12 protein-coding genes and 1 tRNA gene are annotated in these 12033 nt (G+C 57.4%); 4 read left to right on the plus strand and 9 right to left on the minus strand.

Features of this window, described 5'->3' with window-relative positions; translation table 11 throughout:
• Positions 1-8: 8 nt before the first annotated feature.
• The 9 genes from argB to rpmH form a co-directional block, all read right to left on the minus strand.
• The gene (gene argB / locus ACR0BI_RS17390; RefSeq protein WP_170567414.1) at positions 9-872 is read right to left on the minus strand and encodes an acetylglutamate kinase; all 864 of its coding nucleotides are present in this window, start codon (positions 870-872) and stop codon (positions 9-11) included.
• 147 nt (positions 873-1019) lie between these two features.
• Complete coding sequence (gene yihA, locus ACR0BI_RS17395) at positions 1020-1673, minus strand: ribosome biogenesis GTP-binding protein YihA/YsxC (protein WP_170392875.1); 654 nt, start codon at positions 1671-1673, stop codon at positions 1020-1022.
• The gene (locus ACR0BI_RS17400) at positions 1670-2407 is read right to left on the minus strand and encodes an MOSC domain-containing protein (RefSeq protein ID WP_480562670.1); all 738 of its coding nucleotides are present in this window, start codon (positions 2405-2407) and stop codon (positions 1670-1672) included. The genes yihA and ACR0BI_RS17400 overlap by 4 nt, the downstream gene beginning before the upstream one ends.
• The gene (gene yidC / locus ACR0BI_RS17405; protein WP_170392873.1) at positions 2404-4227 is read right to left on the minus strand and encodes a membrane protein insertase YidC; all 1824 of its coding nucleotides are present in this window, start codon (positions 4225-4227) and stop codon (positions 2404-2406) included. Before yidC ends, ACR0BI_RS17400 begins: the two co-directional genes overlap by 4 nt.
• 126 nt (positions 4228-4353) lie before the next feature.
• Positions 4354-5895 carry a putative bifunctional diguanylate cyclase/phosphodiesterase gene (locus tag ACR0BI_RS17410; protein WP_480562669.1) on the minus strand — a complete coding sequence of 514 codons (1542 nt, stop codon included), beginning with the start codon at positions 5893-5895 and terminating at the stop codon, positions 4354-4356.
• Between the two features lie 70 nt (positions 5896-5965).
• Entirely contained in the window at positions 5966-6850 is an 885-nt protein-coding gene (gene ttcA, locus ACR0BI_RS17415; RefSeq protein WP_170508729.1) for a tRNA 2-thiocytidine(32) synthetase TtcA, read from the minus strand.
• A gap of 38 nt (positions 6851-6888) precedes the next feature.
• Complete coding sequence (yidD, locus tag ACR0BI_RS17420; protein WP_170508727.1) at positions 6889-7122, minus strand: membrane protein insertion efficiency factor YidD; 234 nt, start codon at positions 7120-7122, stop codon at positions 6889-6891.
• Entirely contained in the window at positions 7119-7544 is a 426-nt protein-coding gene (gene rnpA / locus ACR0BI_RS17425; RefSeq protein ID WP_170392869.1) for a ribonuclease P protein component, read from the minus strand. Before rnpA ends, yidD begins: the two co-directional genes overlap by 4 nt.
• 26 nt (positions 7545-7570) lie before the next feature.
• A complete protein-coding gene (gene rpmH / locus ACR0BI_RS17430) occupies positions 7571-7705 on the minus strand; it encodes a 50S ribosomal protein L34 (RefSeq protein WP_005980833.1) in 135 nt (44 codons plus the stop codon).
• 268 nt (positions 7706-7973) lie between these two features.
• Between rpmH and ACR0BI_RS17435 the strand changes: the two genes are divergently transcribed.
• The 4 genes from ACR0BI_RS17435 (at position 7974) to ACR0BI_RS17450 (ending at position 11696) form a co-directional block, all read left to right on the plus strand.
• Positions 7974-8732, plus strand: a complete 759-nt coding sequence (locus ACR0BI_RS17435; RefSeq protein ID WP_480503723.1) for a TVP38/TMEM64 family protein — start codon at positions 7974-7976, stop codon at positions 8730-8732.
• 3 nt (positions 8733-8735) lie between these two features.
• On the plus strand, positions 8736-10154 hold the full coding sequence (locus tag ACR0BI_RS17440) for a dihydrolipoyl dehydrogenase family protein (RefSeq protein ID WP_480562668.1): 1419 nt from the start codon (positions 8736-8738) through the stop codon (positions 10152-10154).
• A gap of 18 nt (positions 10155-10172) precedes the next feature.
• On the plus strand, positions 10173-11555 hold the full coding sequence (locus ACR0BI_RS17445) for a sensor histidine kinase (protein ID WP_480562667.1): 1383 nt from the start codon (positions 10173-10175) through the stop codon (positions 11553-11555).
• A 64-nt stretch (positions 11556-11619) separates the two neighbouring features.
• Positions 11620-11696: transfer RNA gene (locus tag ACR0BI_RS17450), tRNA-Arg, on the plus strand.
• Positions 11697-12033: the final 337 nt, after the last annotated feature.

Below are 12033 nucleotides of genomic sequence, written 5' to 3' on the forward strand. Positions count from 1 at the left end.
CTATGGCGTTAATCAGGACGGATCAAGGATCCGGCACCGTGTTCCGTAAACAGTTCGAGCAGTACCGCATTGGGCGCGCGCCCGTCCAGAATAACGACCGCCCGAACGCCATTATGCAGCGCGTCCAGCGCAGTTTCGGTTTTTGGAATCATCCCACCCGCAATAGTGCCTTCACGCGTCATCTCACGAATTTGGCCAGCCTTGAGCTCGGTCACGACATCGCCTGCTGCGTTCTTGACGCCCGCTACATCGGTCAGCAGCAGCAGGCGGTCTGCCTTAAGAGCTGAGGCGATCGCCCCGGCTGCAGTGTCGCCATTCACATTGAAGGTTTCGCTATTCCGACCTGCGCCCAGCGGCGCGATCACAGGGATAACATCATGCGCAAACAGGTCATGCAGGACTTTGGGGTTCATCTCGGACGGTGTGCCGACAAACCCGAGCGAGGCGTCGGTCTGTTCGCACATCATCAAATGGGCATCCTTGCCCGACAGACCCACAGCCATGCCACCCTGCGCATTGATCGCCTGCACGATCCGCTTGTTCACAAGGCCCGACAGGACCATTTCGACCACTTCGACTGTGGCTTTGTCCGTCACGCGTTTACCACCCACAAACTCGGACTGGATGTCCAGTTTGTCGAGCATCGCATTGATCATTGGGCCACCGCCGTGCACGACGACCGGGTTTACGCCAACCTGACGCATAAGCACCACATCGCGCGCAAAGCTTTCCATGGCTTCGTCGCTGCCCATGGCGTGGCCACCTAGCTTGATGACGACAATCGCACCGTCGTATCGCTGCAGATAGGGCAGGGCGCTGTTCAATGTGGCGGCGGTGGCGATCCAATCCCGGTTCATATCTCGTGTCTTCATGGCTGATTGTCCCTCTGGGACCCTGTGTTAGGGCGTTTGGAGGATGGTGCCAAGACCGGATCGCGGAAACAGCCAATCTGAACGGGCCGTACCCGATGGGCGCGACCCGGCTTCCTTAGCTCATGACTTGTATATTGCTGAACAGAGTCACTCCAGATGCGCAATGATCGAACGCAGGGTCGGAATGCCGTCGCCCTTCTCGGATGAGGTCAACACGATCTCGGGGAAGGCCGCAGGATGTTTCGAAAGCGCGGCGCGTACCTGGTCCAGCACTTTTTCCCGGTCTTTTGCTTTGACCTTGTCGGCCTTTGTCAGAACGCACTGAAAGGTCACTGCGCTGGTATCCAGCAGCTTCATGATCTCGGCGTCCACAGGTTTCACCCCGTGGCGCGAGTCGATCAGGACGAAGGCACGGCGCAGGGTCTGACGTCCACTCAGATACTGTTTCAGCAGACGTTGCCATTTTTCCACGACCTTCACCGGCGCGTTCGCATACCCGTACCCAGGCAGGTCGACCAAATAGAGTTCAGGCCCTTGCGTGAAAAAGTTGATTTCTTGAGTGCGCCCCGGCGTGTTCGAGGCACGTGCTAACCCCTTGGTGCCCGTTAGCGCGTTGATCAAGCTGGATTTACCGACATTCGAACGCCCGGCGAAACATACCTCCAACCGATCGGGGGCAGGCAGGCCATCCATCGCAACGACGCCTTTGACGAATTCGGATGGCCCGGCAAACAGCTTTCGACCGGTTTCCGTTGCGAATTCATCTGGAGTTTCAGCTAGTGGAAAGGGAAGTGTGGTCATAGAACCTGAACCTCGTCACCGGTGTGAATGGTGCCGCCTTCCAGAACTTCGGCATAAACGCCAAAATCCTGATGATCCCAGCTGCTCAGCGCACCCAGTGTGTCGGCATCCCGCTCACCCGTTTCAGGGTTGGCGGTTGTCGCCAAACACCGCGTGATGCGTTCGCGCACATGAAAAACGGCCTTGCCGATCCGGATGTCGCGGCCAATCCAGTCGAGCTCATTCCACAGCGGCAGGCCATCGAACCAGATATTTCCACGCCAGCGAGCGATAGAAAGATCCCTGCCTAGCTTCTGCTCGACCGCCCGATGCGACGACATGTTGCACAAACTGATCGAAGGAAAATCGCTGTCCGTCATGCCGCGATTAGCGGCGCGGACAATGCGGGCAGACGCAGCGCGATCTGCAGGCATCAGTGGTTTGACCCAGTCCAGAAAGGTGTCCTGATGCGCGTCGGGCTCAAAGCTTAGATCGGGGCGATTGGGATGGCTCAGCGTGACCGAGTCGCCTTGCAGCTGCGCCGAGATTGCCATCAACTGAGGGGCCTTCGCGCCTCGGCTGAAATTGGCGCAGGGTGCCCATTCCGATCCATCCGCTTTCGACGCCTCATGTGCAACCGCCCAAACACGATCCCCGGGCATGGTATGCCCGGGGATCATGGTAACGTGATCAAGGCGTTCACGCCCGTGACTTTTGATCGGGTGCCGCCAAATGCTGGTGACCGAACCGCTCATTTGTCGTCCGTCTTTGGCGTTCGTTTGAAGCCTGATTTGATGTTGCCGAATACATCGGGCGTATAGCCCTGGCTCCGCATGATCAGGTATTGCTGGGTAAATGTGATCGTGTTGTTCGCGATCCAGTAGACCACCAAACCGCTGGCAAATCCGCCCAGCATGAACATGAAAACCCATGGCATCCAGGCAAAGATCATCGCCTGTGTTGCATCGGTCGGTGCCGGGTTCAGTTTCTGCTGCAGCCACATCGAGATACCCAGCAGCAGTGGCAGGATACCGATAAAGATCAGCGCCATGAAGCTTTCAGGCTGCGGTGCCGCCCAAGGCAGCCAACCAAAGAAGTTGAAGATTGAGGTCGGATCCGGAGCGCTGAGGTCCTGGAACGGGCCAAACCATGGGGCTTGACGCAGTTCGATGGTGACAAAAATCACCTTGTACAGCGAGAAGAAGATGGGGATCTGCATCAGGATCGGCAAACAGCCTGCGGCCGGGTTAACCTTTTCCTTCTTGTACAGCTCCATCATGCCTTGCTGCATCTTCTGGCGGTCATCCCCTGCGGCCTCTTTCAAGGCCTCCATCTGGGGCTGCAATTCCTTCATCTTGGCCATCGAAACGTAGGATTTGAACGCCAGCGGGAACAGGATCGCCTTGATGATCAGGGTCAGGCCGATGATGGACCAGCCCATGTTGCCGATCAGCAGGTTGATGTTGTGCAGCAGCCAGAAGATCGGCTTGGTCAGGAAGAAGAACCAGCCCCAGTCGATGCTGTCGATGAACTTCTGCACACCTTCGGCCTGGTATTCCCGAATGGCTTCCCATTCCTTGGCACCAGCGAACAGGCGTGTGGTCACTTTAGCAGTCTCACCCGGCGCTACGGTCAGCGTCGGCAGCACCGTTTCGGTTTGATAGATTTTGCGGCGCGAGTCATATTTTGCGGCTGCTTTGAAGGTCGAGCCCGGCTCTGGGATCAGCGTGGTCATCCAGTAGTGATCCGTGAAGCCGATCCAGCCATCTTCCTTGACCTGATAGACCTCGGCCTGCGCCCGTTCGTTCGGGTCGATGTCAAAATCGCGGACATCACCATAGTCAACTTCTGACAGCGTGCCGTCCGCCATGCCGATCACACCCTCATGCAGGATGAAGAAGTTTTTCAGGCCCGGAAGGTCGCCATCTTCACCAATACCGTGGCGTGCAAGAATGCCATAGGGGGCCATGCCCACCTCGGATTGGGTCGCGTTTTCAACCGATTGGGTAACTGTGAACATGTAGTCCTGGTCGACCGCGATGGTGCGGCGGAAAGTCAGGCCATTGCCATTGTCCCAGGCCAGCGTGATGGGGTTGTCTACGCCAAGCGTCTCACCCTCTTCCAATGTCCAGAGCGTGTTGGGGCCCGGGACATCCGCACCTGCAACTCCTGTACCCGGTGCCCAGCCGTAAAGGGCATAATAAGCCGATTCCGAACCAACCGGAGACAGCAGCTCAACAATAGGCGCGCCTTCTTCGATCGAGACTTTATAATCTTTCAGAAACAGCTCATCGATCCGCCCGCCGGACAGGGACAGGCTGCCTTTCAGACGGGGGGTGTCGATGTTGACGCGAGGGGCTTGTTCCTCTGGCAGTGTTTCCTCGGCGGTCGCTGTGGCTTCACCCACGGTGCTGGTCGCGCTGGGTGTTTGCACCTCGTCGCCTTCCAGAGCAGCAATTTCTGCAGCGTCCTGCGTCGTGGTTGATTCCGGCGGTGGGAACAGCACGAACCAGACAAGGATCACCAGAAAGCTGAGCGCGGTTGCAAGGATGAGATTTTTGTTCTGATCGTCCATCGGGGACAGCCACCTTGAGCAGTGAAACACACCCGGTGGGTTCAACAGAGTGCAGCCCCAAAGGTCAAGCGGAATCGCCCATCAAATCGCTCCGGCGCTGGATTTGGCGCACCGTAATTGCAGATTTCATCCCATTTTGCGACCGATCTTGGATGCACCCCTGATCTTGGCACGATGCGCCGCGATCCAATCCAGGGTCTGCTCAAATGGCATTGGCTCTGCAATTCCGAACCCCTGAACGTGGTTACTGCCCAATTGCGCCATCAGCGCGTGCTCGCCGGGCGTTTCCACGCCTTCGGCGAGCGTCTCGAGGTTCAGACGTTCAGCCATGGTCAGAATGGCGCTGACCAGTTGCTGCTGGCTGGGATCTTGATCCGATTTGGTGACAAATGTCCGATCAATCTTGATCCTCGAGACGTCAAACCGCTTGATCGAGGCGATCGAGGCATGGCCGGTTCCAAAGTCATCCAGGTCGATACAGCATCCAAGCGCAGCCATGCCGGTTACATTCCGCGTGATCACGTCATCCGGCCTGCGCGAGAACACGGTTTCCAGAATCTCAACCGCCAGCCGATCCGGTGTCAAATCAAACTGATCCAACTCCCATTTCAGGCGGTCGATCAAGCCGGGATTGCGCAACTCATCGGATGAGAAATTGATACCGATCCGGGGCACAACGCATGCTGCACGATCCCAAGCTTGCATCGCTTCAAAAGCATGGTGACGCATGATTTGGCCTAGCCGCTCCATCAGTTCGGCTTGCTCGGCGAAGGGCAGGAATACCTGCGGGCTGAGAACACCTTTTATTGGATGCTCCCACCTTGCCAAAGCCTCGAACCCTGTGATGTTCCCATTATCCGTTGAAACCTGAGGCTGAAACCAGGGCCGAATCTCTCCATTGTCCAATGCCGCCTCGAACTCTTTTCTCAAATTGGCTCGGACCAGGGATCGCCGACGGGTCGCGGTTGAATAGGCGCGTATGGTCGAGGGACCGCTTCTTTGCGCCTCGGACAGTGCAGCGGTGGCGGCGCCAATCCACTCATCAGCCTCGACCTGTCGCAGGTCTGAATGCAGGCAGAACCCGATCGAGCAGGATTGGTAAACTCCTGTGCCATTCAACAAAAGTGGCTCTTCGACTGCGCTTTGGATGCGGCCAGACATTTGAATGCAGGCTTCCAGATCAAGATGTGGGGAGGGATGCAGGCCAATGAGAAACCGGTTCTGATCGATCTGCGAAAAGATGTCCTGATTTCGGATGATCGACAGGATGCGATCACTGAATTGCTGCTTTACATGAGTGGCGGCAGCCTGACCGTGCAGATCCTGAAGGTCGGCATAGCCGTCCAAAGCAATTGCGATACAGGCGGCATTCTCACCTGATTTGCTGACCGATTCACTCAACGCCTCCAACTCTGATTGGAATACGTCATATGGAACCAGGCCGCTGGGGCGCATACCTGAATTGTGGGCTGTATAAGAACGGCTTCCCCAATTTCCGATGACGGCAAAAGCAGGGGGCAACCCCAACGCTGTGGTAACAAGCGCCCGTTCACCGCCCAACCAGAAGGCGGCTAAACACGCCGCAGGAATAAAGGCCAGAACCTGCGGTCCGGTGAGAAGTATCCGCAGTGTTTCGGAACAACGGTCGACAAAGAGGAATTTCCGCATAGATTTTACGGCCTTCAGCTTGGGCTAGGATCGCGCAAGCCAACCGTAGGAAATCAATCTGAGTCAGGCGTTAACGTAACTGGGGAATTTCGTCTGAATTTTCGTCTTTTTGAATCGGATCGATCGAAAGGTTTGCAAAATCAAACAGTTTCGGGTCCAGAAGATGCGAAGGCCGGGCATTGGTCAATGCCCGAAACATCACTTGCCGCCGACCGGGGCTGTTCTTTTCCCATTGATCGAGGATTTGCTTGACCTGCTGGCGCTGCAGCCCGTCCTGACTGCCACATAAGTCGCAGGGTATGATGGGATAGTTCATCGCCTTGGCGAATTTCTCGCAATCTGCCTCGGCCACATGGGCCAGCGGGCGATAGACGAACAGATCACCTTCTTCATTCACCAGTTTGGGGGGCATGGTTGCAAGACGACCGCCATGGAACAGGTTCATGAAAAAGGTCTCAAGAATGTCATCGCGGTGATGGCCAAGCACGACCGCGGAACAACCTTCCTCGCGCGCGATACGATAGAGGTTGCCCCGACGCAGGCGTGAACACAGCGCACAATAGGTGCGGCCCTGCGGAACTTTGTCCATCACAACGGAATAGGTGTCCTGATACTCAATCCGATGTGGCACCCCCATACGGTCTAGGAATTCTGGCAGGACTGTTGCCGGGAACCCCGGTTGCCCCTGATCCAGATTGCAGGCCAGAAGATCCACGGGCAGCAGACCGCGCCATTTCAGTTCGTAGAGCACCGCCAGAAGGGTATAGCTGTCCTTGCCGCCCGACAGGCAGACCAACCAGCGGGGTGTTTTACCTTCGGCGGTGCGGTCCACCATGCCGTACTGCTCAATGGCCTCGCGCGTCTGGCGCACGATGCGCTTGCGCAGCTTCTTGAACTCGGTGGTTGAAGGCGCACCGGCAAAAAGCGGATGGATATCGTCGGCTTCATCAAACATGGGCGGGGCCTATCGCAGTTGGGTGAACCGGGCAAGGGTCAGGGTCGTTCGTCGTCGGGCACAGGGTCATAGCCATCGCCACCCCACGGATGGCAGCGCCCGATCCGGCGCGCCGCCAGCCATGCGCCCTTGATGGCGCCGTGTTTATCAAGCGCTTCCAGTGCATAGGCGGAACAAGTCGGCTGATAGCGGCAGTTAAATCCAACCCAGGGGCTGAAGATCAACCGGTAGGCCCGGACGGGCAGGGCGAGGAGATGGGCAAAGAGGGTCATTTGCCACCCCCGTGTATTTTGCGCAGCGCATAGCGCAAATCGTCTTTAAGCGCATCAAACGGCCGTGCAGCGGTAACCTCGGCGCGGCCGATCAACACGTAGTCCCAGCCCGCATGCCCATGAATAGGTAATACGGCTCGCGCGGCTTCACGCAGGCGGCGTTTGGCGCGGTTGCGGGCGACGGCATTGCCGACCTTCTTTGAGCAGGTGAACCCGATGCGAATGCCCGCAGCCTCATCAGCGCCACGTTTACGCGCCTGCACCATCATCGATGCAGTGCCTTGCCGTTTGGCCCGCGCGGCTTTCAGAAAGTCCGAGCGATTCTGCAGTACGGTCAATGATTCAGATGCGCAAACGGACGCCGCCGGGGGCATCACCCTCGGCTGGTTGTTACCATCCTCAGGGGCCTCCGGCGGCGTCATGTTCATAACCTGAAAGGTCGAGCGGCTTATGCGCTCAGCGACTTGCGGCCGCGTGCGCGACGTGCGTTCAGGATTTTGCGGCCGGCTTTGGTAGCCATGCGCGCGCGGAAACCGTGGCGGCGTTTGCGAACCAGGTTCGAAGGCTGATAGGTGCGTTTCATCGCTCCGTCTCCAATCTATAGCGGTGGGTGCGGCGCGGATTCGCCTAGCCCTAGTGTTCGAAGCCCGTCCTCTACTGGGTAGCGGGGGGTAAGTCAAACCCCTAGGTGGGGGTTTTGGTGCGTTTTGCAACAAATCTGTAATCTGCCCGGGCAAAAGATTTCAAAAACCGGGTTCAGAGCGCGTATCCCTCACATTAAGTGCCATAAACATCAAGGCCCCGTGAGGCCTCTGTTGCAGCGCGCGCGGGCGGCGCATGTTGTGGGCAAGATGAATGAACAAGAACCTGCTACCCAGATGAACGAAACCACCAAGATCCCGCGCAACGGGCTGGCACGTCATATCCCATTGGCGGTGATTCTCGCCGTTGCCGCCGTGGGGTTCTTTGCGCTGGGCGACTATCTGACCTTTGAAACCCTGCGTGACAATCGCGAGGCTCTGCTGGCCTGGCGCGATTCAAACTACTGGGCGATGGCGGCGGCTTTCGTAGGGATTTACATCATTATTGTTGCTTTCTCGCTGCCTGGCGCTGCGGTCGCCTCGATGACCGGTGGGTTCCTGTTCGGGTTGCTTGCAGGAACGGCTTTCAATGTTTTTGCCGCCACCATAGGCGCTTCGACGATCTTTCTGGCCGCACGCTGGGGTTTGGGTGAATCTCTGACCGCCAAGCTTGAAGCCTCGGAAGGGACGGTCAAGAAACTGAAGGACGGGCTGCGTGAGAATGAAATCTCGGTTTTGTTCCTGCTGCGTCTTGTACCTGTGGTGCCCTTCTTCGTTGCCAATCTGGTGCCGGCATTGGTTGGGGTAAAGTTCCGAAACTTCCTGATTACGACGGCGCTGGGCATCATCCCTGGTGGGATTGTCTATACCTGGATCGGTGTTGGGCTGGGTGGTGTCTTTGATCGCGGCGAAACCCCGGATGTCTCGCTGTTATGGGAACCCTTCGTGATCGGGCCAATTATTGGCTTGTGCGCGCTGGCAGCGCTGCCGATTGTCATCAAATCCCTCCGTGGTCGAAAGGGCTCCTGATCCATGCAAGAGTTGAAAACCGATATCCTGGTGATCGGGGCCGGGTCAGGCGGGTTGTCTGTAGCCGCCGGGGCCAGACAGATGGGTGCGGATGTCATCCTGCTGGAAGGCCACAAGATGGGTGGGGATTGCCTGAACTTCGGCTGTGTCCCATCCAAAGCTCTGATCGCCAGCGGCAAGGCTGCATATGCTCAAGCCCACGCGTCGGCTTTTGGCGTCGCGGATGCGATGCCACAAGTGGATTATGCAGCAGCCAAGGATCATGTGCAGAGTGTTATCGCCCAGATCGAACCCATGGATAGTCAGGAGCGTTTTGAAGGCTTTGGCGTCAAGGTAATCCGGGAGTACGGTCGCTTCATCTCACCCACGCAGGTACAGGCCGGAGATCATCTGATCACCGCCCGTCGCGTCGTGGTGGCCACAGGTTCATCGCCCTTGGTGCCGCCGCTGCCCGGGCTGGATCAAGTGCCGTATTACACCAACGAGACCATATTCGACCTGCGCGATAAGCCCGAGCACCTGCTGATCATTGGCGGAGGTCCCATCGGCATGGAAATGGCGCAGGCGCATAACCGGCTGGGCTGCAAAGTGGCCGTGATCGAGGGCCTTAGTGCGCTGGGCAAAGACGACCCTGAAGCTGCAGCCGTCGTGCTGGACAGCCTTCGGACTGAAGGTGTCGAAATCCATGAAAACGCCATGGTGTCCCAGATCCGAGAAAATGCAGGCACCATTGAGGTGGTCACTGAGAATGATGAGGTCTACGCGGGCTCTCATCTGTTGCTGGCCGTCGGACGCAAGGCCAATATCGACCGTCTGAACCTCGACACTGCCGGGATCGACAGCACGCGGGCAGGCATCAAGGTGGACGACTCTTTACGCACGAGCAATCGCAAGGTCTATGCCATTGGTGATGTTGCAGGTGGGCTGCAATTCACCCATGTCGCCGGATATCATGCGGGGATCATCATCCGCTCTGCCTTATTTGGGCTTCCGTCGAAAGCGAAGACCGCTCATATCCCATGGGCCACCTATACAGATCCCGAACTGGCACAGGTCGGCCTGACCGAGGCACAAGCCCGTGAACAGCATGGCGACGCGGTGGAGGTTGCCCGGTTCGACTATCACCACAATGACCGCGCAGTTTCCGAGCGCAAGACCAAGGGGTTCATCAAGGTGATGGTCGTAAAGGGCCGACCTGTGGGCGTGACAATCGTCGGATATCAGGCCGGAGAATTGATCAACTTGTGGTCGCTTGCGCTGGCCAATAATCTCAAGATGGGTCAGATCGCAGCGATGGTTTCGCCTTACCCAACGGTCGGAGAGCTTAACAAACGTGTGGCAGGAGCCTATTTCTCTCCAAGGCTGTTTGAGAATCAAATGGTTAAACGAGTGGTCAGGTTCGTCCAGGGCTGGATTCCCTGACCCAAGGAGGAGCGCAAAGTGAACTCGCTGTCGGGCCGATTTCTGATCCTGACGACGGTCTTCGTCATGTTGGCCGAAGTGCTGATCTTTGTGCCCTCGATCGCGCGTTTCCGTGAAGATTTTCTGCTGAACCGGCTGGAACGCGCCCAGATCGCCTCGCTTGCTTTGTTGGCCGACGATATGCTGGCTGATGAGCTTGAAGCGGAATTGCTGTCAAATGCGGGGGTCTATAACGTCGTATTGCGCCGCGACGAGGTGCGTCAGCTAATGCTGTCTTCACCGATCCCGACCCAGATCACCAAGACCTTTGATTTGCGTAATGCCAGCGCTTGGGTGCTGATCCGTGATGCTGTCTCGAGGCTGTTTACCCCCGAAAACGAGGTCATTCGTGTGATCGGCGCGCCGGTCAAAGACGCAGGACTGTTGATCGAGGTGACAATGGACAGTGAGCCCTTGCGCATGGCCATGACGGATTATGGGCTCCGCATCCTTGGGCTGTCCTTTGTGATCTCAATCATAACGGCCTCGTTCCTGTTTCTGGCTGTGCGCGTGGTACTGGTGCGTCCGATCAAAAGCGTTGTTGGCTACATGCAGCGCTATGCCAGCGCACCTGAGGATGCGCGCGGCATCATCTCCCCCAATTCCAAGGTGACCGAACTGCGCGAGGCCGAAGAGGCCCTGCAGATGCTTCAAACCGATCTGACCCAGGCCCTGAAACAACGTGAACGTCTGGCCCAGTTGGGCGGGGCGGTGGCTAAGGTCAGCCACGATCTGCGCAACATTCTGACCTCTGCTCAGCTGTTTACCGATCGAATTGAGGCCAGCAATGACCCCCTGGTGGCGCGAATGGCACCCAAACTTGTCAATTCGATCACGCGGGCGGTTTCCTTGTGCGAAAGCACCTTGGCGTTCGGACGCGCCGAAGAACCAGCCCCAACCCTGACCATGGTGCGCTTGCGGGACGTTACCGCAGATGTTGTCGCCAGCGAACAACTCGCCATTGCCGATGCCTGCGTTGAGATCGTGAACGACGTACCCGAAGATCTTGTTATCCGTGCCGACCCGGAACAGATTTTCAGGGTTGTCATGAATCTTGTGCGCAATGCCCGTCAGGCGCTTTTGGTCTCTGGTAAGGCGGGGCGCGTAACAGTGTCTGCATCTGAGCTTGAAGCCGACTGGTGCATCGAAATCAGCGATACGGGTCCAGGCCTGCCTCCTAAGGCCCGAGAGAATCTGTTTACACCATTTCAGGGTGGTGTTCGCAAAGGCGGCTCGGGACTTGGGCTCGCGATTTCGCAAGAATTGGTGCGGGGTCACGGCGGAGACCTGTTTCTGAAAGACACAGGGCCTGATGGAACCACCTTTGAAATAAGGCTTCCACGCGGCGATATGACTTTTTGAAGTTTTTTTGAAGAATCGACTTGCGCGCCCTTGGCCTCGGGTCTACATACCGCCTCACCAACGCGGACCGATAGCTCAGCTGGATAGAGTACTTGACTACGAATCAAGGGGTCGGGGGTTCGAATCCTCCTCGGTCCGCCACTTTCCTTTGTGTAAGGCGACACATAGTTCTGCCACCAGCGACAGAACCTTGCCATTTCGCCTCACTTCCTTCATCCAGCACCTAAGCCGATTTTATTGATCCTGACTTCCTTTTGGGAAAATCAGGACTGATTTGCAGATCAGACGCCGAAGGCGCCTGTTCCTGCTGATCTGCCACGTGGCGAACGCGGATGGGGGCGAGGCAATACTATTCGACAATAGTGGTGCGGCCCGCAGGCTCAGCCGAGGACACGGTGTTGTCTAATGGGGTTGCCCGAGGGGGAAGGCAACGTCTTACCCCTGATGGCCAGGGGCGTTTGGCTTGTCCAAATCCCGC

The sequence above is a fragment of the Ruegeria sp. E5 genome (genome assembly GCF_056534105.1).